28 protein-coding genes are annotated in these 21,441 nt (G+C 28.5%); 18 read left to right on the top strand and 10 right to left on the bottom strand.

Annotated elements, in window-relative coordinates:
- The first annotated feature begins 65 nt into the window (after positions 1 to 65).
- From fliW to L8Y18_RS00550, 5 genes are all read left to right on the top strand, one after another.
- The gene (gene fliW, locus L8Y18_RS00570; protein ID WP_012661666.1) at positions 66 to 461 is read left to right on the top strand and encodes a flagellar assembly protein FliW; all 396 of its coding nucleotides are present in this window, start codon (positions 66 to 68) and stop codon (positions 459 to 461) included.
- Positions 461 to 1,189, top strand: coding sequence for a pyrroline-5-carboxylate reductase (locus tag L8Y18_RS00565; RefSeq protein WP_263659080.1), 729 nt, complete (start codon positions 461 to 463; stop codon positions 1,187 to 1,189). The genes fliW and L8Y18_RS00565 overlap by 1 nt, the downstream gene beginning before the upstream one ends.
- The gene (locus L8Y18_RS00560; protein WP_263664415.1) at positions 1,186 to 1,482 is read left to right on the top strand and encodes a hypothetical protein; all 297 of its coding nucleotides are present in this window, start codon (positions 1,186 to 1,188) and stop codon (positions 1,480 to 1,482) included. Before L8Y18_RS00565 ends, L8Y18_RS00560 begins: the two co-directional genes overlap by 4 nt.
- Complete coding sequence (locus L8Y18_RS00555; protein ID WP_263664416.1) at positions 1,466 to 2,194, top strand: prepilin-type N-terminal cleavage/methylation domain-containing protein; 729 nt, start codon at positions 1,466 to 1,468, stop codon at positions 2,192 to 2,194. Before L8Y18_RS00560 ends, L8Y18_RS00555 begins: the two co-directional genes overlap by 17 nt.
- Positions 2,195 to 2,292: 98 nt before the next feature.
- Positions 2,293 to 2,607 (top strand): hypothetical protein, encoded by a 315-nt coding sequence (locus L8Y18_RS00550; protein WP_263660089.1) that lies wholly within the window; start codon positions 2,293 to 2,295, stop codon positions 2,605 to 2,607.
- Here the strand turns inward: L8Y18_RS00550 and L8Y18_RS00545 are convergent.
- The 6 genes from L8Y18_RS00545 to L8Y18_RS00520 all read right to left on the bottom strand — a co-directional run bounded on the left by L8Y18_RS00545 (position 2,600) and on the right by L8Y18_RS00520 (position 7,456).
- Complete coding sequence (locus L8Y18_RS00545; protein ID WP_263659084.1) at positions 2,600 to 3,235, bottom strand: MarC family protein; 636 nt, start codon at positions 3,233 to 3,235, stop codon at positions 2,600 to 2,602. The genes L8Y18_RS00550 and L8Y18_RS00545 overlap by 8 nt on opposite strands.
- A 52-nt stretch (positions 3,236 to 3,287) precedes the next feature.
- Positions 3,288 to 3,548, bottom strand: a complete 261-nt coding sequence (gene rpsR, locus L8Y18_RS00540) for a 30S ribosomal protein S18 (RefSeq protein WP_039618521.1) — start codon at positions 3,546 to 3,548, stop codon at positions 3,288 to 3,290.
- A 10-nt stretch (positions 3,549 to 3,558) separates the two neighbouring features.
- Positions 3,559 to 4,089, bottom strand: a complete 531-nt coding sequence (locus L8Y18_RS00535) for a single-stranded DNA-binding protein (protein WP_133318788.1) — start codon at positions 4,087 to 4,089, stop codon at positions 3,559 to 3,561.
- A gap of 3 nt (positions 4,090 to 4,092) precedes the next feature.
- The gene (rpsF, locus tag L8Y18_RS00530) at positions 4,093 to 4,467 is read right to left on the bottom strand and encodes a 30S ribosomal protein S6 (RefSeq protein WP_133318789.1); all 375 of its coding nucleotides are present in this window, start codon (positions 4,465 to 4,467) and stop codon (positions 4,093 to 4,095) included.
- A 90-nt stretch (positions 4,468 to 4,557) separates the two neighbouring features.
- Positions 4,558 to 5,523 (bottom strand): DNA polymerase III subunit delta, encoded by a 966-nt coding sequence (gene holA, locus L8Y18_RS00525; protein ID WP_263664417.1) that lies wholly within the window; start codon positions 5,521 to 5,523, stop codon positions 4,558 to 4,560.
- The gene (locus L8Y18_RS00520; protein WP_263664418.1) at positions 5,516 to 7,456 is read right to left on the bottom strand and encodes a VacB/RNase II family 3'-5' exoribonuclease; all 1,941 of its coding nucleotides are present in this window, start codon (positions 7,454 to 7,456) and stop codon (positions 5,516 to 5,518) included. The genes holA and L8Y18_RS00520 overlap by 8 nt, the downstream gene beginning before the upstream one ends.
- Before the next feature lie 107 nt (positions 7,457 to 7,563).
- On the opposite strand from L8Y18_RS00520, the gene ilvC reads away from it, so the two are divergent.
- Genes ilvC through L8Y18_RS00495 form a run of 5 tightly spaced genes read left to right on the top strand, consistent with a single transcriptional unit; the run spans position 7,564 to position 11,669 of the window.
- Positions 7,564 to 8,586, top strand: coding sequence for a ketol-acid reductoisomerase (ilvC, locus tag L8Y18_RS00515; protein ID WP_263676062.1), 1,023 nt, complete (start codon positions 7,564 to 7,566; stop codon positions 8,584 to 8,586).
- Positions 8,587 to 8,614: 28 nt separating this feature from the next.
- Complete coding sequence (locus L8Y18_RS00510; RefSeq protein WP_263676061.1) at positions 8,615 to 9,652, top strand: divergent polysaccharide deacetylase family protein; 1,038 nt, start codon at positions 8,615 to 8,617, stop codon at positions 9,650 to 9,652.
- Positions 9,639 to 10,406, top strand: coding sequence for a DNA-protecting protein DprA (locus L8Y18_RS00505; RefSeq protein ID WP_263664420.1), 768 nt, complete (start codon positions 9,639 to 9,641; stop codon positions 10,404 to 10,406). Before L8Y18_RS00510 ends, L8Y18_RS00505 begins: the two co-directional genes overlap by 14 nt.
- Positions 10,403 to 10,789: a Holliday junction resolvase RuvX gene (gene ruvX / locus L8Y18_RS00500; protein WP_263664421.1), complete on the top strand. Its 387-nt coding sequence runs from the start codon at positions 10,403 to 10,405 to the stop codon at positions 10,787 to 10,789. The genes L8Y18_RS00505 and ruvX overlap by 4 nt, the downstream gene beginning before the upstream one ends.
- Complete coding sequence (locus tag L8Y18_RS00495) at positions 10,776 to 11,669, top strand: RsmB/NOP family class I SAM-dependent RNA methyltransferase (protein ID WP_263673135.1); 894 nt, start codon at positions 10,776 to 10,778, stop codon at positions 11,667 to 11,669. The genes ruvX and L8Y18_RS00495 overlap by 14 nt, the downstream gene beginning before the upstream one ends.
- 187 nt (positions 11,670 to 11,856) lie before the next feature.
- On the opposite strand, the gene rpsO is transcribed toward L8Y18_RS00495, so the two are convergent.
- A complete protein-coding gene (rpsO, locus tag L8Y18_RS00490) occupies positions 11,857 to 12,129 on the bottom strand; it encodes a 30S ribosomal protein S15 (protein ID WP_012661650.1) in 273 nt (90 codons plus the stop codon).
- A gap of 184 nt (positions 12,130 to 12,313) precedes the next feature.
- Between rpsO and L8Y18_RS00485 the strand changes: the two genes are divergently transcribed.
- The 5 genes from L8Y18_RS00485 to L8Y18_RS00465 are packed head-to-tail and all read left to right on the top strand — an operon-like array spanning position 12,314 to position 16,778.
- Positions 12,314 to 12,718 (top strand): Rrf2 family transcriptional regulator, encoded by a 405-nt coding sequence (locus L8Y18_RS00485; RefSeq protein ID WP_220567238.1) that lies wholly within the window; start codon positions 12,314 to 12,316, stop codon positions 12,716 to 12,718.
- On the top strand, positions 12,711 to 14,870 hold the full coding sequence (flhA, locus tag L8Y18_RS00480; protein WP_263673133.1) for a flagellar biosynthesis protein FlhA: 2,160 nt from the start codon (positions 12,711 to 12,713) through the stop codon (positions 14,868 to 14,870). Before L8Y18_RS00485 ends, flhA begins: the two co-directional genes overlap by 8 nt.
- A 9-nt stretch (positions 14,871 to 14,879) precedes the next feature.
- Positions 14,880 to 15,932, top strand: a complete 1,053-nt coding sequence (locus tag L8Y18_RS00475) for a DHH family phosphoesterase (RefSeq protein WP_039618500.1) — start codon at positions 14,880 to 14,882, stop codon at positions 15,930 to 15,932.
- Positions 15,916 to 16,152: a hypothetical protein gene (locus tag L8Y18_RS00470; RefSeq protein WP_133318798.1), complete on the top strand. Its 237-nt coding sequence runs from the start codon at positions 15,916 to 15,918 to the stop codon at positions 16,150 to 16,152. Before L8Y18_RS00475 ends, L8Y18_RS00470 begins: the two co-directional genes overlap by 17 nt.
- Positions 16,149 to 16,778: a hypothetical protein gene (locus L8Y18_RS00465; protein WP_263666174.1), complete on the top strand. Its 630-nt coding sequence runs from the start codon at positions 16,149 to 16,151 to the stop codon at positions 16,776 to 16,778. Before L8Y18_RS00470 ends, L8Y18_RS00465 begins: the two co-directional genes overlap by 4 nt.
- On the opposite strand, the gene L8Y18_RS00460 is transcribed toward L8Y18_RS00465, so the two are convergent.
- Positions 16,767 to 16,898 carry a hypothetical protein gene (locus tag L8Y18_RS00460; protein ID WP_256374638.1) on the bottom strand — a complete coding sequence of 44 codons (132 nt, stop codon included), beginning with the start codon at positions 16,896 to 16,898 and terminating at the stop codon, positions 16,767 to 16,769. The two genes, L8Y18_RS00465 and L8Y18_RS00460, sit on opposite strands and share 12 nt — an antisense overlap.
- A 240-nt stretch (positions 16,899 to 17,138) precedes the next feature.
- Between L8Y18_RS00460 and L8Y18_RS00455 the strand changes: the two genes are divergently transcribed.
- Genes L8Y18_RS00455 through dnaK form a run of 3 tightly spaced genes read left to right on the top strand, consistent with a single transcriptional unit; the run spans position 17,139 to position 20,312 of the window.
- On the top strand, positions 17,139 to 17,921 hold the full coding sequence (locus L8Y18_RS00455; protein ID WP_263664424.1) for an HrcA family transcriptional regulator: 783 nt from the start codon (positions 17,139 to 17,141) through the stop codon (positions 17,919 to 17,921).
- Positions 17,918 to 18,427 (top strand): nucleotide exchange factor GrpE, encoded by a 510-nt coding sequence (gene grpE, locus L8Y18_RS00450; protein WP_087685043.1) that lies wholly within the window; start codon positions 17,918 to 17,920, stop codon positions 18,425 to 18,427. The genes L8Y18_RS00455 and grpE overlap by 4 nt, the downstream gene beginning before the upstream one ends.
- A gap of 22 nt (positions 18,428 to 18,449) precedes the next feature.
- Positions 18,450 to 20,312: a molecular chaperone DnaK gene (dnaK, locus tag L8Y18_RS00445; RefSeq protein ID WP_114640400.1), complete on the top strand. Its 1,863-nt coding sequence runs from the start codon at positions 18,450 to 18,452 to the stop codon at positions 20,310 to 20,312.
- 31 nt (positions 20,313 to 20,343) lie between these two features.
- Here the strand turns inward: dnaK and L8Y18_RS00440 are convergent, their stop codons facing one another.
- Positions 20,344 to 20,997, bottom strand: coding sequence for a DNA/RNA non-specific endonuclease (locus tag L8Y18_RS00440; RefSeq protein WP_263660078.1), 654 nt, complete (start codon positions 20,995 to 20,997; stop codon positions 20,344 to 20,346).
- Positions 20,994 to 21,437: a GatB/YqeY domain-containing protein gene (locus L8Y18_RS00435; RefSeq protein WP_263676058.1), complete on the bottom strand. Its 444-nt coding sequence runs from the start codon at positions 21,435 to 21,437 to the stop codon at positions 20,994 to 20,996. The genes L8Y18_RS00440 and L8Y18_RS00435 overlap by 4 nt, the downstream gene beginning before the upstream one ends.
- Between the last annotated feature and the right edge of the window lie 4 nt (positions 21,438 to 21,441).

Here is a 21,441-nt window from a genome sequence, read left to right as displayed (position 1 = left end):
TAAAATTGGAACTAAAATTGCTTAATGAGTTGTAATTTCTTAGTTAATAGATTTTAGGAGGCAAGATGAACTTAGAAGTTAAATGTCCTATTTTAGGTTTTGAAGATACCAAAAATATGAATTTTTATAAAATAGACGAGGTTTTTTATAGACTTAAAAGCCTTGATGGTAAAGATTTTTCTTTTGTGATGATTGATCCTTATATGATCCGTCCTGATTATGATTTTGAAGTGCCTGATTATTATCAAGAATTATTAGCTTTAAATGAGCAAACTAATTTTGGTGTGTTTGTTATAGTGGCTATTAATGAGCCATTAGAAGAATCTACGGTAAATTTTTTAGCACCTGTTGTGATGAATTATGATAATAACTCTTTAGTGCAAGTGATTTTAGATACAAGCAAATATCCTAATTATTTTCAGTCTGAAAAGATTTCAGCTTTTATTAAACAAACAAAATAATGTCTGAAATTTATATTTTAGGAAATGGTGCTATGGCAAGTGCTATAGCTAAAGGTTTAGAGGATACTTATAAAGTAGTTATTGTTGCTAGGGATTTAAAAAAAGCCAGTGGTTTAAATTTAAAAGTATTATCATATGATGAGTTTGATATGGATAATAAAAATATTATTTTGGCTTTTAAACCTTATGCGTTAGAGGAAGTAGCTGTTAAATTAAAAGGCAAGGCAAGATGGCTTATTTCGGTTTTAGCAAACACTACTTTTGAGCGGCTTCATTGTATTGATGCACAAAATTATGTGAAAATTATGCCAAATACAGCAGCCGAATTTAAAGCTTCTACAACTGCTTATTTAATGGAAAAAGATTTATTTAAAGATGAAATTTTATCTTTGTTAAATACTTTTGGTAAAGCCATAAGTTTGCAAAATGAAAAAGAATTTGATATAGCTATGGTTTTGAGTGGTTGTGCTCCTGCATTTTTAGCTTTGGTAGCAGAAAGTTTAGCTAATGCAGGTGTGAAAAATGGTTTAAAAAATGAGCTTAGTTATGAGCTTACTCGCGCAAGTTTTGAAAGCTTTAGTGCTTTGTTTAATCATGCTCATCCTGCTATTATTAAAGAAAAAATTTGTTCTCCAGCAGGGGTAACTATAAAAGGAATTGAAGCTTTGGAAAAAAGAGCTTTACGCGGTGCCTTTTTTGAAGCTTTTAATGCAAGTTTAAATAAATGAAGCAAGCTTTTAGTCTCCTAGAGCTTGCTTTTTGTATTGTAATTTTATCTTTTATTTTTGGATCTTATTATCTTGTATTTGCAAATAAATCTTTAAATGTTATATGGCAAAATCAAACCCTTTTTAATGAAGAAAAAGAATTGCTAAAGAAAATTCCTTCATATAAAGCAAAAGAGATAAATATAAATACTTACAACTTTTTAGAATACACTAGTGATGAATTTAAACTCAAATCTTTAAAAATAAAAGATTTATCCTATAAAGAAGCTTTTGTGGATGAAAAAGGCTTTTAGTTTATTGGAACTTGCGTTAAGCCTTGTTATTTTGGGTATTTTGATTACTATTTTAATTAATCCAGCTATGTATATTTATAATTATAGTTTTAATGTTAAAAAATCTAGTGAAATATTTTTTGATTTAAATCAAGCTTTACTTAGCATGGAGAAAATTTATAATTCTTGCTTGAATGCAATATTTACAAGTAATTCTTTTGAGTGTTATATGAGTGCAAATGATGATATTTTTTATGATTTGTCATTAAAAAAATTAAACTTCAGTGGTATTATTTTAGAAAATAATGGAAGTTTTTTTAGCCCAAAAAGTAATTTGCATTTTATAGAAAATGGAATTTCTGAAGGAATTTTGAGCAATTATAAAGATATGCATAGTATGAAGAAGTTGAAAATATACACTAGTGATTATATGTATATTTATGATATAAAAAATTCAAAAATCTATAAAATATTAGTTGATGATAGAGAAAAAATCAATTTTTTTGATGAGAGTTTTAGCGGATTTTATACTATTTTATATGCTTATATTAAGGTGTATTTGAAAAATAAAAATATTTATATGCAAATTGATGATTTAAATCACAACAAACAAGTATTTTTATTAGCTCAAAATATTTCAAAACTTATTTTCAAGCATGATGGTGAGTTATTAAAAATTACAATTTGCAGTAATACTCAAAATAGATGTTTAGATAAATGGATGCTTTTGTGAAAAAATCATTTGCAATGATATATACAATATTTTTTATTTTATTTATTTCTTTTATTATGGCGTTTATAATAAAAATTTCTTCATATCCACCAAGAATTATGAAAGATTTAACGCTTTATACCCAAGGAAATATTTTACTTCATGATGCAAAAGAGTTTGCTAAATATTTTTTATATCAAGCCTATTTGGAGGGTAAAGAATGTTTAAGTGAATATAATTTTGAATATAATAATACAAAAATACGAATTGATTATGCTTATCCTTTGGGTGAATGTAAAAATAATAAATTAATTGCAAAGTATATTCATGCAAAAAGTATTATAGTGGTAAATATTAGTGTGTTGTTAAATACTAATAAAGCAGTAAATGAAGAAGTGTTTTTACAAAAAAGTTTTTTTATTTATCCTAGGTAGATTGAATGTAAGTTTGAATTCCAATAGCTATCATTTTTACTCCCATAGCCATAATAAAAACTAAAGCAATGCGTGAAAAAACATAAAGCACAAGCTTACCGATAACTTTTTCAATAGTAGCTGAAAAGTGAAATAAAGCAAAAATAAAAGCAAAAGTAAGTAATACAGAAGCTATGGCTATAGCTAAATTTTGATCTTCTGAAATAACTACTATGGTAGAAAGTGTTCCAGGTCCTACAAGCATAGGAAATGCCATTGGCACTATACTTTTTTTTAATAATTCTTTGTGGCTTAATCCTTGATAGTGTTGAAATTGAGTGCTTGATGGGGTGAAAAGTAGATTTTTTGTACTCATAATGATTAAAATCAAACCACCTGCAACTCGTAAATCATTAATATCTATTTTAAATAAATATTTCATGATAAATGGTCCAGAAAGTAAAAAAACTAAAACAATACAAAATGCAGTGTAAATGATATTTCTAAAAAGTTTTTTTCTTATATCAGCATCTAGACCTTCAGTCATTGCAATAAATTGTGGAAGATTTCCAAAAGGATTTAAAACTGCTATAATAGCAACGGATGCAAGTAAAATAACATAAATTTCAGATTCTATATCTGAAAACATAAAACAACCTTTTATTTTCCCAAGCTTAAAAAGCTTGGGTTTGATTTAATAATTATAGTCCTTCAAAAGGATTAGTAACAACTTCTTTTCTATCTACGATATAAGGGATAAGTGCTACATGTCTTGCACGCTTAATAGCAACTTCAACCATTTCTTGGTGTTTTTTGCTAGTGCCTGTTAAACGGCGTGGCATGATTTTAAATCTTTCTGATAAAGCATGTTTTAGCAATGCTGTATCTTTATAGTCTATAAAATCAACTTTAGCTTCAGTATATTTACAATATTTGCGTGAGTATTTTCTTTTTTCTGCCATGTTTTTTCCTTTAAAATGGTAATTCTGTATCATCATCATATTTATCAATATCAATTTCCTTCATAGGGGCTTCCTTTTGAGGATTTTGATAGGTATTATTAGATGAATTTGTTCTAGTTTGTACTTGAGCATAAGGATCAAAGCTTTGTTGTTGATTAAAATTTTGATTATAACCATAATTTTGATTTTCAAAATTACTTTGTTGATTATTTTGTACAGTTGAACCTAGCATTTCTAAATTTTCAACTTGAATACTATGCTTTGATCTGTTTTGTCCATTTTGATCGCTCCATTGCTCAAATCTCAAACGACCTTCGATTAAAATTTTACTACCTTTATTAAGGTATTGATTAGCAATTTCTGCAGTTCTTCCAAAAAAGCTAATGTCGATAAAGCAGGTTTCCTCTCTTTTTTCTCCTGTATTTGTACTAAATCTTCTTGTTACAGCTATAGCAGAAGAGCCTATTGCGCTACCTGATGGAGCATAACGCATTTCTATGTCCCTTGTAAGATTCCCTACTAAAACGACTTTGTTAAACATTAATTAGCCTTCTGTGCTTTCACTAGCTTTAATTTCTTTTTTATTTTGTTTGATACCCTTGCTTAGTCTTTCCCAAGCTGCAATTTCTTTTTTATTTTCATATTTTACGATTAAAAATCTGATTACTTCTTCAGTGATTCTTAATACCCTTTCAAGCTCTGCTATTAAATTTGTAGGAGCTTTGAAATAAATCACAAAATAAGTTCCTCTTTCATATTTTTTAATTTTGTACGCAAGTTTTCTTGTTCCCATTGGAACTACGCTTTCAATTTCTGCGCCATTTTTTGTAAGGACTTCTTTTACGAATTCCAACTTAGCACTTACTTCTTCTTCTGTAAGTGTTGGTTTTAATATGAATAAAACTTCATAATGTCTCATTTAATTTCTCCTTATGGATATAAAGCCTAAAATTTTAGGCAAGGATTTTGCATAAAATGCAAATTTTATTTTACCATAAGTTTTCTTAATTTAACTTTTTAATATGGAGCTAAGTTGTAAAAGTGTTGCGATTAAAAATTCTTTTTTTTCTATTTTAGAATTCTTTTTTAATTCATATTCGCAATTACAAAGTGTCAGAAAGATATTTTTATATTGTGATATTTTGATCATAAGAGCTTGTTTTTGAAGATTTTGTGCCACAGAAATAGGTGGAGCATAGCCTAAAATTTCTTTCAAGTCTAAATTTCCATAAATTTTAACATATAAAGCTATTTTAAAAAGTCTAGAAAAATTTGCATATAAGGCATTAATCAATGCTATTTCATTGTAATTTTCTAAAATATTTTCAAGTTCACTCCTTAAATCTTTTTTTTGCATTAATTTATCAAAAAAACTTTCAAAACTAATAGTACTTAAACTATAACAATGCTCTTGGATGATTTTTTCATCGATATTTAGACCACTAAATTTATTTAACTCATTAGCCGCTAAATATAAATTTTCATTAAAATTATAAAAAAGAGCATAAAGGGCATTTTGAGTAATGTTAATATTTAATTCTTTAGCTTTTAAAGCTAGTAATTCCATGCCTTCCTTAGCTGAATTTACTTTATAAAATCTACAAAAATTATTAGCAAAAATTTTCTCCGCTTCACTTTGTTTGGAGCTTTCATCATAAATTTCAAGTAAAAAATAATTATCTTGCGAATTTTGACAAAGCTGTAAAAGTTGCTTGAGTTCTTTACTTGGGATTTTCTTTTGAGTTTTGATTTCTAGCAATTTTCTTTCGCTAAATAAGGAAGCGCTAGATAAATAATCATATGCTTGCTTAAAATCATATTCTTCAAAATAAAATCTTAAACTCTCATCAAAAGAGTATTTGTCTTTAATAAATTTAGTATAAAGCTCTATTTGGAAATTATCCGCTCCATAAAGTAAGAAATAATTAGGAAAATTATTGCTATTAAGTAAGCTTTGGAGTTGATTTTTATACATTTTGGTTTCTTTCTAAACTAAAATGCTTGGTGATTTTGCCAAAAATTTTAGCACTAACAATATCTACTTCAGTGATTTCTACTTCTATATTTTCTAATAAATTTGCCCTTGAACCTATGATGGTAATCAAAGCCCCCTTAATTTCATCATTTAATTTTACTTGCAATGAACTTTGATTTTCTACCACTAAAGCCTTAAATCTTTTTCCTATATTTTCTTTTGCCCATCTTGCAAATTTTCTATCCATGAAATGCCAAGCAACTTTATCTGCTTCTCTTTCTAATAAGCTTAATTCCTCACAAGTGCTTTGTATGTTTAAAAGCAAATAATTAAACATTTTTTCATCATTATTGATTTTAGCTTTTAAAAGTCTATGTAATATAAGATCAGAATATCTTCTAATAGGACTTGTAAAATGGGTATATTTATCAAAACCTAAGCCAAAATGCCCTGCATTTTCACTAGAATATTCTGCTTTTTTTTGCGCTTTGATGATGAGTTTATCTACTTCTTCTCTTATATTTAGCTCATTTGCTAAGACTTGAATGTCTTTAAATAATTCTATGACATTATTTTTAGGATTAATATCTATACTAAGTGTTGAAAGATCAGCTAGCAATTGATCTATTTTTTTATAATCAGGATTTAAATGATTTCTAAAAACTCCTATATCAATGAGTTTTGCTGCAGCTTTATTAGCTAAAAGCATGCAATCTTCGATTAAATTATGCGAGGCAGTGTCATTTTCAAGGCGTGTTTTTGTGAGTTTATTATTTTCATCTAAAGTCATTCTTAGCTCTTGGGTTTTAAACTCACAAGCATTTTTTAATCGTTTTTTTCGTAAATTTTGAGTGATTTTGAAAACCTCATAAAGCCAATTGATTGCGCCTAAATCTTCTTGCTTTTGTAAATACTCATCAACTTCATCGTAATTAAAACGGCGTTTTGAGTTGATAATAGCCTCAAAAAGCTCTTCTTTAATCACTTCATTGTTTTGATCTAAGCTTATTTTAAAACAAAATGCTAATCTATCTTTATTAGGTTTTAGTGAGCAAATATTTTCACTCAAAGCTCTTGGTAACATAGGTATAGCAATATGAGGAAAATAAATCGAAAAACCCCTCGATCTTGCTTCTTTATCAATAGCACTATAAGCATGCACATAAGTACTTACATCAGCTATGGCTACATAAATAGCATGCTCATTTTTATCATAATAAATTGCATCATCAAAATCTTTTGCATCAATTGGATCAATGGTACAAAAATTTAAATTTCTAAGATCTTTTCTTGATGGATACATACTCGCATCAACTTCATTTCCATAAGCTCTTGCTTCATTTTCACATAAATTATCAAAAACTGCATTTTTATTAAAAAGTGCTAAGGAAAGTTTTTCATCTACAAAATCATCATCAATATGCCCTATCACTTCAGTGATATTATTATCATGATTTTCTATTTTTAAAATAGTTCCTAAAGGTAGAGTTTTTAAGGATTTTTGAGAGGCTTTTAAGGCACATGTGAGTCCTGTTTGAATATTTACTCCAAGGACTGCTTCGCCGTATTTTTTAGTTATAACCAAAGAAGTTTCATGGGCTCTTTTAAGTATTAAGATAACTTTAGCACTTGGACGCTTTTTTTTAAGAGGAAGTAATTTTGCCACAACTATATCAGCATAATTTGCTCCTTTTAAATTTTTATTTTCTATGAGCAAATCACGCTTAAAAACAGGATCAAAACTTTCTAAAAATCCCGTTCCATTAGCTGAAATATCAATCTTACCAAAAGTAAAGCCATCTTTTAAATAGTATTTGTTTTTATAAAATTTAATGATATCGCAAGTTAGCAACTCTCTAATGATTTGCTTGCTTTTATTGGTAATTTCATCAGCATTTAGACCATAGCTTAGTTGATTAAATAATTCTTTCATAATACTCTTTATAGTAATTTTTCAAAACTTAAATTTTATCATAAAAGGATTAAATTTATATTTTTTAGTTATAATCTTTGCTTTAATTTTAATTTTAGGAGTGCATAATGGCTGTGTCAATTTATTATGATAAAGATTGTGATATTAATTTAATAAAATCAAAAAAAGTAGCTATTATAGGTTTTGGCTCTCAAGGTCATGCTCATGCTATGAATTTAAGAGATAGTGGTGTAGAAGTGATCATAGGCTTAAAAGAGGGTGGGCAAAGTTGGGCAAAAGCTCAAAAAGCAAATTTTATAGTAAAAAGTGTAAAAGAAGCTATTAAAGAAGCAGATTTGATTATGATTTTAGCTCCTGATGAAATTCAAAGTGAAATTTTTAATGAAGAAATTAAAACTGAATTAAAAGCAGGTAAAACTCTAGCATTTGCACATGGATTTAATATCCATTATGGACAAATTGTTGCTCCAAAAGGTATAGATGTGATTATGATAGCTCCTAAAGCTCCAGGTCATACTGTAAGACATGAATTTAGTATAGGCGGGGGCACTCCTTGTTTAATTGCTATCCACCAAGATGAAAGTAAAAATGCTAAAAATTTAGCTTTAAGTTATGCTAGTGCTATAGGTGGTGGTAGAACAGGTATTATAGAAACGACTTTTAAAGCTGAAACTGAAACAGATTTATTTGGCGAACAAGCGGTGCTTTGTGGAGGACTTAGTGCTTTAATCCAAGCTGGTTTTGAAACCTTAGTTGAAGCAGGGTATGAACCTGAAATGGCGTATTTTGAGTGTTTGCATGAAATGAAATTAATTGTAGATTTGATTTATCAAGGTGGTATTGCTGATATGAGATATTCTGTTTCTAATACTGCTGAATATGGAGATTATATCACAGGGCCTAAGATTATTACCAAAGAAACTAAAGAGGCTATGAAAGGTGTTTTAAAAGATATACAAAATGGAAGTTTTGCTAAAGATTTTATCTTGGAAAGAAGAGCGAATTTTGCAAGAATGCATGCAGAGCGTAAATTAATGAATGATTCTTTGATAGAAAAAACAGGACGCGAACTTCGCGCTATGATGCCTTGGATTAGTGCTAAAAAATTAGTTGATAAAGATAAAAACTAATTTGAAAACTATAAATAAAAAATACAAAGTGCTTTTAGCGCTTTGTCTTGTTGTAATTGGAATTTTTCTTTTTGCATTTGGAGCTTTGTTTTTAAAAAAAGAAGAAAATAAAGGTTTAGATTATAATCAAACAATAAACAAAAAAGAACCATTACCTATAATAGAACAAGAAAATAATTTTAGTTTTAATGATATAAATTTGACTTTAGAAAATGAAAATTTAGAATTTTTAGATAAAAATATTAGTGAAATTTTAAATTTAAACCCTGTAAATACAGAGTTAAATCAAACTAAAGAAGATAATCAAACTTCAATTTTAGAAGTAATAGATCAAAATACAAGCAAAGAATCAAAAAATGAAGAGCAAAATATATCAGATAAAAGCGAGGATAATAAAACTCAAATTCTAGTACAAAAAAATACCAAGCCTCGTCTAGCAATTATCATAGATGATATGGCAAGTCACACTCATGTAGATATGCTTAAAAAAACAAATTTAAAATTAATCCCATCTTTTTTTCCACCTGATAAACGCCATCCTTATACAGCTGAGTTTGCAAAGGATTTTGACTTTTTTATGGTGCATTTGCCTCTTGCTGCTATAAAATATGACAAGGCAGAATTAAACACTTTACACCCTAGTGATGATATGGAAAAAATAAGCAAGCGCATTGCTTTTGTAAAAGAACAATTTCCAAAAGTAAAATTTATTAACAACCATACAGGAAGTTTATTTACTGCAAATAAGCAGGCTATGGAAAAATTATTTAATGCTTTTAAACAAAATGATTTTATTTTTGTAGATTCAAGAACCATAGGAAATTCTAAAGCTAAAAATTTAGTAAGTCAATTTAATCAGCCTTATATAGCCAGAGATGTTTTTTTAGATAATGAAGATGATATAGCATATATTAAAAATCAACTCAAACAAGCAGTAGAAGAGGCAAGAAAGAAAGGTTTTGCTATAGCTATTGGTCATCCAAGAGAAAAGACTTTTAAAGCTTTGGTGCAAAGTAAAGATTTGTTAAATTCAGTTGAACTTGTATATTTAAATGAAATTTATTGAGAATATTGAAGATTTTAAAAATCTTTTAAATCCACCTTCAAAGATTTATTATAAAGGCAATTTAGAGCTTTTAAATGCTAGAAAAGTAGCTATTATAGGTTCTAGAAAAATGAGTGTTTATACTAAAAATTGTCTCATTGAGTTAGTATCTTTGTTAAAAAAAACTAAGGTTTGTGTAGTAAGTGGTGGGGCTTTGGGTGTGGATATCCAAGCAGCTAAAATAGCTTATCCTCAAACTATAGCCATATTTGCTAATGGACTTGATGAGATTTATCCAAAATCTAATACAAATGAAATTTTAAATATTTATGAAAATGCATTAGCTTTAAGTGAAAATGAAGCAAAATATAAAGCAAAGCCATATGATTTTTTATTAAGAAATAGGCTTATTATTGCTTTAAGTGAGGTTGTTATAATAGCTCAAGCTGATTTAAAAAGTGGTTCTATGCAAAGTGCAAGGCTTGCTTTGAGTATGAATAAACCTATATATGTATTACCTCATAGGAAAGATGAAAGTGAAGGAACAAATTTACTTTTAGCCACAAAAAAAGCAAATTTAATTCATAATTTTGAGGAATTTGTAAAAATGTTTGGAGAGCTTTATCAAGAGCAAAGTGAGGATGATTTGTTAAGCTTTTTAAAGCATGAAAATGATTTAGAAAAAGTTTTGAAAAAATTTGGTGATAGAGTTTATGAATATGAACTTGAGGGTCTGGTGGAAATTTCTGGAGTGAAAATAAGAGCTTGCATATGAATACTTTAGCGTTAGATATAGGTTTAAAGCGTATTGGTGTTGCTTTGTGTATTAATAAAAGCATGGCCATGCCACTTGAAGCTATCATTAGAAAAAATCGCAATCAAGCAGCAAATGAGGTAAAAAAATACATTAAAGACTATGATGTAAATACTTTGGTGGTAGGAATTCCTTTGGGTGGATCTAGTGAAGATGAAATGCGAAAAAGAATAGAGCATTTCATATCTTTACTTGGTTTTGATAAAGAAGTTTTTTTTGTTGATGAGAGTTTTAGCTCTAAAAACGCACAAGAGCTTGGTGTAGTGAATTTAAAGAAAAAAGATGGCAAACTTGATTCTTTAGCTGCATATTTATTTTTAAAGGATTTTTATGGCCTTGCTTGATTTAAATACAGCTTTAGATGAAATTTATACAAAAGAGCAAAAAGAACAAATCCTTCAAAGTTTTAATCAAGAAAAATATGTCAATATTTTTAGAAATTCTTTGCTTATTGACAATGAAAAACTAGAAGAAATTCTAAATGAAAAAAATATAAAATTTGAAAAAATTGATTTGTATTGTTATAAAATACCTAGTATTTTTAAAAGCAAATTAAGCTCAATGAATGCTTTTAATGAGGGTAAGTTTTATATACAAAATTATTCTTCGTATTTATGTGCTAAAACCTTGGGTGTTAAAGCTGGTGAGAGTGTATTAGATATGTGTGCAGCTCCTGGTGGAAAAAGTTTAAATTTGGCCAATTTTATGCAAAATGAGGGTTATTTAGCAAGTTGTGAATTATCTAAAACACGCTTTTTTACCTTAAAAAAAACTATGGAAAATTATCAAGTTAAAATTGCAAAATGCTTTTTAAAAGACGCACGCACTATAGGTAAAGCTTGTCCTTTGAAATTTGATAAAATTTTGCTTGATGCGCCTTGTTCAACTTTTGCAAAAATGGGTTTTGAAATACAAAAAAACACAAAAGAAATTAAGCAAATAGCAAATTTACAAAAAAAACTTTTACATTCAGCATTACTAGCCTTAAAACATGGTGGGGAATTGGTTTATAGTACTTGTACATTTTTAAGAGAAGAAAATGAAGCTGTTTTAGAAAATGCGTTAAGAAATGAAAATTTTAAATTAGAATTACTAGATTTTGATTTATTAAATGTTAACTTCATTAATGCAAAAAGTGATGATTTTGACTTGTCATTTGCCAAAAGAGTTTTACCAGATAATTATGCAGATGGGTTTTTTATAGCAAAAGTGAAAAAACATTAAAAATCAATAAAATTAAATGTGAAAAATATTTTTACTCATAAAACTTAAAGTGCTATTTTTAGATACTTAGAAGCTAAAATCACATCGTGAAACTCTTGTGAATAAAATATTGAAATTTTGAAAACTTAAATTAAAGAAGTGGTAAATAACTAAAATAAAATATATTAAAGATAAATAAGCACGAGGCTTATTTATCTCTTAAATTTAATTCGCTGATTAATTTAGAATAAGCTTGATAATCTTTTCTTTTTAGATAAGATAAAAGTCTTTTTCTTTGACCAACAAGCTTTAAAAGACCTAAACGAGAAGAAAAATCTTTTTTGTAGATTTTTAAATGTTCTGTTAAATCTGAAATTCTTGCGCTTAAAAGTGCGATTTGAACTTCTGGAGAACCCGTATCTCCTTCTTTTCTAGCAAATTTTGCAACTATTTCTGCTTTTTTAGCCGAATCTAAAGCCATAATAGACCTCCTGAGCGGTATTTAAAATAAAAAGTGCAATTATAACTAAAAAAACAAAAAAAATGCTGAAATTTAAAAAATAAGAAATTTAATATTTAACAACACATATTTTTGATATAATTAAAATTTTTATTTAAAGTTAAAAATAGATATTGTTTATTAATATTTTAATGAAAGGAAAAAAGTGTTATTTACCAAAGCTAGCGAATATGCTTTATTGTCTTTAATTCATATAGCAAAATCCCAAGAACCACAAGATGTAGATACTATGTCAAGTGTTTTAGATATACCAAAAAGTTTTTTAGCAAAAATTTTACAAGCACTTGCCAAAGACGCACTTTTGAAATCTTATAAGGGTGCTAAAGGTGGATTTATGCTTGTTAAAAAGCCAAGTGAATACACTTTAAAAGAAATTATTAATAGTGTAGAGAAAAAATCTATCAATGTATTTGAGTGCAGTAATGGAATTTGTCCTTCGCAAAAAGAAGAAAATTGTAAAATTATGCCTGTGTTGGTGAAGCTTCAAAATAAGATAGATGATTTTTTAGTTTCTATTACTCTAGAGGATATTATTCAAAATAATGGCTAAAAGGGATATTTTTAGCTTAGTATTGCCTTGGATTGCTCCACTTGTTGCACCTATTTTAAGGGCAAAGAGTCTAACTATAGTAGCTGTAATTATTGCAATTTTAGCTATTATTATAGTACCTTTACCAAGTATAGTTTTAGATTTTTTTCTTGCTTTAAGTATAGCAATTTCAGTTTTAATTATTTTAATTTCTTTATATATACCAAAACCTACAGATTTAACAACTTTTCCAACTATGATTTTAATTATTACGCTTTTTAGACTTTCACTTAACATAGCTACAACGCGTATGATTTTAAGCGAGGGTCATCAAGGTCCAGCTGCTGTTAGTGATATAGTGGCAAGTTTTGGTGAATTTGTTGTTGGTGGAAATTATGTTATAGGTATGGTTGTTTTTTGTATTTTAGTTTTAATCAATTTTATGGTTGTAACTAAAGGTAGTACAAGGGTTTCTGAAGTTCAAGCAAGATTTACCCTTGATGCAATGCCAGGTAAGCAAATGGCTATTGATGCGGATTTAAATGCAGGTTTGATTGATGAAAAAACTGCACGCGCAAGACGCCAAGAAATCATAGCTGAAGCAAATTTTTATGGAGCAATGGATGGTTCTTCTAAATTTATAAAAGGGGATGCTGTTGCTGGGATTATTATCACCATTGTAAATTTAATTGGTGGGTTTATGATAGGTTATTTTCAGCATGATATGGAGCTTGGAGAATGTGCTTCAACTTATACTATATTAACAATAGGCGATGGACTTGTTTCTCAAATTCCTGGACTTATAACTTCAACGGCAACTGCAATTATCATCACGCGTGCTAGTAAAGATGAGGATAATTTTGCTGAAGGTTCTATCAATCAGCTTTTAGGGGAATACAAAACTTTATTAATTGTGGGCTTTGTTTTATTTATATTTGCTTTAGTGCCAGGCTTACCACATTTTTCTTTGGGCTTTATGGCTTTGGTGTTTTTAGGACTTGGTTATATGATAAAGCAAGTGCAAGAAGGTAAAATTCAAATCAATGCAATTTCAGCTAAAAAGTCTCAAGAAACCCATGAAGAAGAACAAGCTAAACCTCAAAAACGCAGCGAAGAAGAAATCTTAAAAGAAGAAGAAAATAAAATCACAGATATTTTAAAATTAGAAATTTTAGAATTAGAATTAGGTTATGGACTTATCAAACTAGCAGAAAGTGAATTAACAGAGCGCATTAGATCAACAAGACGCAATATAGCTCAAAGTTTAGGTTTTTTAATGCCAAAAATTAGAATTAGAGATAATTTGCAATTAAAACCAAATGAATATACTTTTAAACTCAAAGGTGTGGGTATAGCTAGTGCTGAAATTTATCCCGATAAATATCTAGCTATGGATAGTGGTTTTATCACTGAACCTATCGAAGGTATAGCTACTAAAGAACCTGCTTTTAATTCTGATGCTTTGTGGATAGAATCATCCTTAAAAGATGAGGCAACGCTGAATGGTTATATTGTAATTGATCCAGCAAGTGTGATTTCAACCCATATGAGTGAGCTTATAAAAGCTAATGCTTCAGAGCTTTTGACTAAACAAGAAGTGCAAAATTTATTAGATAAAATCAAAAATGATTATCCTATCGTGGTAGATGATTGTTTAAGGGTTGCTAGTATAGGTTTAATTCAAAAAGTTTTAAAAGCTTTACTTAAAGAGCATATTCCTATTAAAGATATGCTTACAATTTTAGAATCAATTAGTGATATAGCTGAAGTAAGCAAGAGTTTGGATATGATTATTGAGCATGTAAGGGCTTCTTTAGCAAGAGCAATTACAAATTTATATGTGGATGAAAAAGGGCAAATTAGCTTTTATATTTTTGATGCTGCTGCGGCTGCAAAATTAATGGAGCATGTGCAGTTTAAAGATGGTTCGTATCATTTAATGATAAATGTAGCTCAAACTGGTGCTTTAGTAGAAGCTTTAAAAGCTGAACTTGCAAGTGTGGCAAATACAAGAATTAAGCCTTTCTTGCTTTGTGTTGAGCCGCAACTTAGAAAATTCATTGCTGATATTTGTTCTAATTTTGGTATTAATATTACGGTCTTAAGTTTTGCTGAGATTGCAGAAAATACCAAGTTTGAAACAGAAGGTATCATAAAAGTTGATAATTTATAAAGGAAAAATATGAAAATTTATCATCTTTCACATACGGATTTAGATGGCTATGCTTGTCAGTATGTGTTAGATTTTTATTTTAAGAATTGTTATTTTTATAATTCTAATTATGGTAAAGAGATTAATGAAAATTTTAATGTGATTTTTAAAAATATAGAGGAAGATTTAAAGCAAAATCCTAATGAAGAATTTGTGATTTTAATCACGGATTTAAATTTAACATTAAGTCAATGTGAAGATTTTCAAAAAGCCATAGAAGGCAAAAAAATCAAACTTTTACTTTTAGATCATCATCAAAGTGGCTTAGAATGTATGCAAAAATATCCTTGGTATTTTTTAGATGATAAAAGATGTGCTACTAAGATTGTTTATGATTTTTTTAGTAAATGTTATGGTGAAAATAAGGCTTTGTCAGAATTTGTGGATGTGGTAAATGCAGTAGATATTTGGTTGAGTGAAGATGAGAATTTTGAACTTGGAAAAGTACTGCTTGGTATGGTTTCTGGAGCAAAAGAAATCAATAGGGTAATGTTTGCACAAGAAAATATCAAATATCTTTTTTATCTTTTTGATGTTTGTAGAAAATACATTCATCAAAAAAATGCTCATATTAATTTAGATGATGATTTGCATGGCTTAAAAAAATCTTTTTTTAAAAAAGAAAATGATGATACCTTAAGCAATTTAATTTCAAAATTTGTGGTAGAAAGACTAAGTGTAAATAAAGAAAAATTTAGTGTATTTTATAAAGGAAGTAAAGGTTTATTAACTTCAAATATAGGCAATACTTCCGTAATTGGAAATGATTTTTTAATGCAAAATCCTGATTTTGATTTTTTTGTTGATCTTAGTTCGAGAAAAACCTTAAGTTTTAGAGCAAATAATAAAATCGATGTGAGTTTGATGGCTAAAAGTTTGGTTAATGGGGGAGGGCATAAAAATGCTAGCGGTGGATTGTTTGCTGCGTATAAAGATAGCTCTAACTATGATTTCATAAAAGCACAATTTGTAGATTTAATTAAAAGCAAAGAATTAAAGGAAAATAATGAAAACAAATCATGATTTTAAAGAAGAAATAGAAAATTTACAATATGAATTAAGCATAGTTTTAGAAGCAATGCTCTTGTTTGCTGGGGTAAAAAGAGCAAAATTAGAAAAAGCAATTGGAGTTTATATTGATTGTATTGATGAAGTTTGTCAAAATACCCAAAAAGAAGGAGTTGATGAGATCTTAGAAGTAGTGGAGTACTTAAAAATTCATCATAAAGATTTATTTGAATGAAAAATTTATTATTGCTTTTTATAGGAATTTTTTCTTATGCAAATATCTATGAAGATTTAAGTGATTTTGCTTATAATAAACAAAACACGCTAAATTTAAGCTCTAGTCAAGCTTTATTTTTAGAATACAAACAAAACAAGCAAGCTTGTGTGGATATAGTACTTGCTAAAGATAAGGCTTTCGTGGTTAAAATTTATCCATTGTGTGAAAAATTAAACGAAAAAAGTCTAAATGAATACTTAAATACGCAATTTATAAGTTTATACACTAAAGATTTATCAAAACTAAGAAAAGAAATTGCTGATATTAAAAATATTATGCGCGATTTTATGATTTATTATACCTTACATCAATCTTTTGCAAATGAAATTAAAAAAATGAGTAAAAATGATAAATTACAAGCGTATGAACTAGATGAGAAAAAAGGTGGAAAAATTCTCTACAAGGTCAATAATCAAGCTTGTGTAATTTTTGATTTATATTTAGATGAAAATTTGCAAGCTAGTATGCAAGTAAGTGGAATGGAAAATTTAGATAAAACTTGTATGGAGTTAATCTCATCCCCTGATTTTAAAGACTTATCTTTTACAAAAGAGGGTATGAGAAAATATAAATTAAAAAACTAATCTAAAAAATCTTAAATAATATAACTTTAAAATTCTACTTAAAGCCATTTTTTTTCTTTCTATATTGGAAAACACATAAGCTTCAAGATCTTGCTTTTCTCTTAAAGTAAGATTTTTCATTATTATAAACCTTTTAAAAAATATTGCTAGACGCAATTATATTATCTTTTCTTTTAAAAAAACTGAAAAATAAGTTTTTATATATTATATATAAATGGCTAAATAAACTTTAGTTATATAGACTAAATAATTTTAAATATTTTTATTTAAAAATAACTTGACATTATTATACTAAAGTTGTATAATTATCTTGTCACTTAAAAACATTGAGTGCTAAAATAAAAAATTTAAGGTTTTATAGTGAAGTCTTATAGTAAAAAAGATTTAATTTTAAAAACTATCATTGAAACCTATCTAGAGGGTAATAACCCTGTGGGTTCTAATGAGTTAAATCATAAAGTTAGCATACCTGCTTCTACCATAAGAGTTTATTTTAAAAAATTAAGTGATGAAGGTGTATTAACGCAACTTCATATTAGCAGTGGTCGCATACCAACTTTTAGTGCTATGAAGGCTTATTGGTATGAGCAACTTTGCGAAGATGAGATTGTGATTAACGATCTTGCATTGTTGGAGTTTTTGCTTGATAAGTTTGAAATTTATACTTTAGTTTATGGTGGCGATGAGCTTATTTTGCAAGATATTACCAAGGTTAATGATAAATTTATCATACTTGATTTTGGACAAAATGAGTTGGTTTTAAGATTTAACCAAGATAGTCTGGTTTTCTTACAAAGACTTATAGGGCTTGATCTAAAAAGTATTGAAAATTTAGCTTTTAGAGTTGAGTTTAAAGAGTTATTGGAAAAAATAACTATGCTAAAAGAAGCTATGGTTTATTATAGATATAATGAGAGTAAAGCTTATCAAATTTATCAAAATGATGAATTTGCTAAGCTTTTATCTCCTCAAATTGGATTTTATTTTAACGATAAATTGCAATTTGATCCTTTATTTGAAGAGGGTTTTATGGGATTAAAGCTTAAGAGTACATTTTTAGGCAAAGAATCTAATGTGGTTTTTGCCGGTAGTGTGTATTCTGATTTTAAAACAATGTTAAATATTATAAAGGAGGCTGCGTGAGCGAAGAAAAGCAAAATGAGCAAATGCAAGAAGAAGCAGTGGAAAATTCAGAAAATCAAAACAATGAATTAGAAAAACTTCAAGCAGAGTATAATGAGTTAAAAGATACTTATTTAAGAGCAAATGCTGAATTTGAAAATATCAAAAAAAGAATGGAAAAAGAAAAAATTTCAGCAACAATTTATGCAAATGAAAGTTTTGCTAAAGATTTGCTTGATGTAGTTGATGCATTAGAGGCGGCTATTAATGTAGAAGCTAATGATGAATTAAGTTTGAAAATAAAAGAAGGGGTTCAAAACACTTTAGACTTGCTTTTGAAAAAACTTGAAAAACATATGGTTAAAGTTATAGAAGCAAATGGTGAGTTTGATCCAAATTTACATGAAGCGATGTTTCATGTTGAAAGCGCTGATCATGAAAGCAATCATATTGTCCAACTTTTACAAAAGGGCTATATGATGAATGATAGAGTAATTAGATCAGCAAAAGTTAGTGTTGCAAAATAAAATTTAATAAAAAGGATTAAAAATGGCAAAAGTTATAGGTATAGATTTAGGTACAACAAATTCTTGTGTGAGTGTGTATGAAAGAGGTGAGAGTAAAGTTATCCCAAATAAAGAAGGTAAAAATACTACTCCTTCGGTAGTTGCTTTTACAGATAAAGGTGAAGTTTTAGTTGGAGATAGCGCTAAGCGTCAAGCTGTGACTAATCCTGAAAAAACTATTTATTCTATAAAAAGAATTATGGGTTTAATGATCAATGAAGAGGCAGCAAAAGAAGCTAAAAATCGCTTACCTTATCATATCACAGAAAGAAATGGAGCTTGTGCGATTGAAATAGCAGGTAAAATTTATACTCCACAAGAAATTTCAGCGAAAGTTTTAATGAAATTAAAAGAAGATGCAGAAGCTTTCTTGGGCGAGAAAGTAGAAGATGCGGTTATTACTGTTCCAGCGTATTTTAATGATGCACAAAGAAAAGCTACAAAAGAAGCAGGACAAATTGCAGGGTTGAATGTATTAAGAATTATCAACGAACCAACTGCAGCAGCTTTAGCTTACGGACTTGATAAAAAAGAAAGTGAAAAAATTGTAGTTTATGATTTAGGTGGTGGTACATTTGATGTTACTGTGCTTGAAACAGGTGATAATGTTGTAGAAGTTTTAGCAACAGGCGGTAATGCATTTTTAGGCGGTGATGATTTTGATAATAAATTAATCGACTTTTTAGCAAATGAGTTTAAAGATGAAACAGGTATTGATCTTAAAAACGATGTAATGGCTTTACAAAGGTTAAAAGAAGCAGCTGAAAATGCTAAAAAAGAATTGAGTTCAGCTAATGAAACTAATATTAATTTACCATTTATCACAGCTGATGCAAGTGGCCCAAAACACTTAACTAAAACTCTAACAAGAGCTAAATTTGAAAGTATGATTGATGGTTTAGTTGCTGAAACTATTAGCAAAATTAATGAAGTAGTAAAAGATGCAGGGCTTGATAAAAGTGAAGTAAAAGAAATTGTTATGGTGGGTGGTTCTACTCGTGTTCCACTAGTACAAGAAGAAGTTAAAAAAGCCTTTGGAAAAGAGCTTAATAAATCAGTAAATCCTGATGAAGTTGTTGCAATAGGTGCGGCAATTCAAGGTGCGGTTATTAAAGGTGATGTTAAAGATGTATTATTGCTTGATGTTACTCCGCTTTCTTTAGGTATTGAAACTTTAGGTGGTGTGATGACTAAAATCATCGAAAAAGGTACAACTATACCAACTAAAAAAGAGCAAGTTTTCTCAACTGCTGAAGATAATCAAAGCGCAGTTACTATCAATGTTTTACAAGGTGAGAGAGAATTTAGCCGTGATAATAAATCTTTAGGAAATTTCAATCTTGAAGGAATTCCACCAGCACCTCGTGGTATGCCACAAATTGAAGTAACTTTTGATATTGATGCAAATGGTATTTTAACAGTTAGTGCAAAAGATAAAGCTACAGGTAAGGCTCAAGAGATTAAAATCACAGGTTCAAGTGGATTAAGTGAAGAAGAAATCAATAATATGGTAAAAGATGCAGAGCTTCACAAAGAAGAAGATAGAAAACGCAAAGAGGCAGTAGAAGCTAGAAATGCTGCTGATAGTTTGGTACATCAAGTAGAAAAATCTTTAAGTGAGCTTGGAGATAAAGTAGGCGATGATGATAAAGCAAATATTCAAAAAGCTTTAGATGAGTTAAAAGAGACATTGAAAAATGCTAATGCTTCTAAAGAAGAAATCGAGGGCAAAATGAAAGCTTTAAGTGAAGTTTCTCATAAATTAGCAGAAAATATGTATAAAAAAGAAGAACCAAATGCTCAAAAGAAAAAAGACGATGATGTAATCGATGCTGAAGTTGAGTAAAAACTAAACTAGAAGCCTTGTTGCTTCTAGTTTAATCAATATATTTTTTACAATCTTCCTTAAAATAATTTCTATCAAATCTTGCAAAATTATCATTATTTGGCACTTTATAACATTCAGTGAAATTTTTAGCCTTAAGAATTTTGATATAAAAACTAGGAATGGCTATGTTGTTTTTAATGCGTTTTGGCTTATCATCATAAAGTACTAAATTTAAGACTTCCAATTCTTTATTTTTCTTTGCTAAATATCTTTCTCTTTGTTCGATTTCATTCCAAATTTCTGCATTAATATCTTTTTTTTGCGGAGTGATATTGCTCATTAAAAAAGTGCTAAGTTGGGCTTGTGGGGTTGCATTCATGGATTGATTTGGTACAACATGCCCTCTTGTATAACCACTTCTTAGATAATCCTCCCAATAAGTTCTATACTTTTTAGGAATATTGGTATCATCTTTAAATTTTGGGCGTTTTTTGATGTGCCCTTGATTTAAAATTTTAGCTTCTAGTTTATAAGCAATTGCCTTAGTGCCTTTGTAATTATAATCATAACAATTAATATAATAATATTTATCCATCAATAAAGAGCAGTCTTTAAAATAAGCTTTGAAGCTAGGATGCAATTCATATTGAGTATAAGCAAAAGAGCTTAAAGCTAAGGCGCAAAGTGTTAAAACTTTTTTCATGCTAAAAGCTTTCTTACCATTTCATTAAGTCTTTTACCATCAACGCTTGCGCCAAAAGCTACTTTAGCTTCTTTCATCAAAATACCTTGTTCTTTTAAAGAGCTAATTTGTAATTTATCTATAAGTTTTTTTAGCTCACTTTCTAATTCCTCATCGCTAAGTTGTTTTGGTAAATAAGCACTTAAAATAGCTACTTCTTGGAGTTCCTTTTGTGCTAAATCTTCTCTAGAACCTTTGCTAAAAGCAAGTGCAGCTTCATTTCGTTTTTTAATCTCACTCGCAATGATTTTGTATATTCTTTCATTATTAAGTGTGATTCTCTCATCAACTTCTATTTGTTTAAAGCTAGCATTAAGCGTTCTTAAAGTGTTTCTTTTAAAATCATCTTTATTACGCATAGCTTCTTTAATGTCTTCTAAAATTTGATCTTTTAAACTCATTTTT

The organism is Campylobacter sp. CNRCH_2007_0968H (genome assembly GCF_025773245.1).
In the GTDB taxonomy this organism is placed as follows: Bacteria; Campylobacterota; Campylobacteria; order Campylobacterales; family Campylobacteraceae; genus Campylobacter_D; species Campylobacter_D lari_D.
The sequence above is the reverse complement of the archived record's forward strand: the minus strand, read 5'-3'. Positions and strand labels throughout refer to the sequence as shown.

Bases quoted from the DNA above. Each gene is read 5' to 3' on its own strand.
- L8Y18_RS00565 (WP_263659080.1), top strand. From the start codon at position 461: ATGTCTGAAATTTATATTTTAGGAAATGGTGCTATGGCAAGTGCTATA.
- ruvX (WP_263664421.1), top strand. From the start codon at position 10,403: ATGAATACTTTAGCGTTAGATATAGGTTTAAAGCGTATTGGTGTTGCT.
- L8Y18_RS00435 (WP_263676058.1), bottom strand. From the start codon at position 21,437: ATGAGTTTAAAAGATCAAATTTTAGAAGACATTAAAGAAGCTATGCGT.
- fliW (WP_012661666.1), top strand. From the start codon at position 66: ATGAACTTAGAAGTTAAATGTCCTATTTTAGGTTTTGAAGATACCAAA.
- L8Y18_RS00545 (WP_263659084.1), bottom strand. From the start codon at position 3,235: ATGTTTTCAGATATAGAATCTGAAATTTATGTTATTTTACTTGCATCC.
- dnaK (WP_114640400.1), top strand. From the start codon at position 18,450: ATGGCAAAAGTTATAGGTATAGATTTAGGTACAACAAATTCTTGTGTG.
- L8Y18_RS00470 (WP_133318798.1), top strand. From the start codon at position 15,916: ATGAAAACAAATCATGATTTTAAAGAAGAAATAGAAAATTTACAATAT.
- rpsO (WP_012661650.1), bottom strand. From the start codon at position 12,129: ATGGCTTTAGATTCGGCTAAAAAAGCAGAAATAGTTGCAAAATTTGCT.
- L8Y18_RS00440 (WP_263660078.1), bottom strand. From the start codon at position 20,997: ATGAAAAAAGTTTTAACACTTTGCGCCTTAGCTTTAAGCTCTTTTGCT.
- L8Y18_RS00475 (WP_039618500.1), top strand. From the start codon at position 14,880: ATGAAAATTTATCATCTTTCACATACGGATTTAGATGGCTATGCTTGT.
- holA (WP_263664417.1), bottom strand. From the start codon at position 5,523: ATGTATAAAAATCAACTCCAAAGCTTACTTAATAGCAATAATTTTCCT.
- L8Y18_RS00495 (WP_263673135.1), top strand. From the start codon at position 10,776: ATGGCCTTGCTTGATTTAAATACAGCTTTAGATGAAATTTATACAAAA.
- flhA (WP_263673133.1), top strand. From the start codon at position 12,711: ATGGCTAAAAGGGATATTTTTAGCTTAGTATTGCCTTGGATTGCTCCA.
- L8Y18_RS00560 (WP_263664415.1), top strand. From the start codon at position 1,186: ATGAAGCAAGCTTTTAGTCTCCTAGAGCTTGCTTTTTGTATTGTAATT.
- L8Y18_RS00505 (WP_263664420.1), top strand. From the start codon at position 9,639: ATGAAATTTATTGAGAATATTGAAGATTTTAAAAATCTTTTAAATCCA.
- rpsR (WP_039618521.1), bottom strand. From the start codon at position 3,548: ATGGCAGAAAAAAGAAAATACTCACGCAAATATTGTAAATATACTGAA.
- rpsF (WP_133318789.1), bottom strand. From the start codon at position 4,467: ATGAGACATTATGAAGTTTTATTCATATTAAAACCAACACTTACAGAA.
- L8Y18_RS00465 (WP_263666174.1), top strand. From the start codon at position 16,149: ATGAAAAATTTATTATTGCTTTTTATAGGAATTTTTTCTTATGCAAAT.
- L8Y18_RS00520 (WP_263664418.1), bottom strand. From the start codon at position 7,456: ATGAAAGAATTATTTAATCAACTAAGCTATGGTCTAAATGCTGATGAA.
- L8Y18_RS00460 (WP_256374638.1), bottom strand. From the start codon at position 16,898: ATGAAAAATCTTACTTTAAGAGAAAAGCAAGATCTTGAAGCTTATGTG.
- ilvC (WP_263676062.1), top strand. From the start codon at position 7,564: ATGGCTGTGTCAATTTATTATGATAAAGATTGTGATATTAATTTAATA.
- L8Y18_RS00555 (WP_263664416.1), top strand. From the start codon at position 1,466: ATGAAAAAGGCTTTTAGTTTATTGGAACTTGCGTTAAGCCTTGTTATT.
- L8Y18_RS00535 (WP_133318788.1), bottom strand. From the start codon at position 4,089: ATGTTTAACAAAGTCGTTTTAGTAGGGAATCTTACAAGGGACATAGAA.
- L8Y18_RS00550 (WP_263660089.1), top strand. From the start codon at position 2,293: ATGAAAGATTTAACGCTTTATACCCAAGGAAATATTTTACTTCATGAT.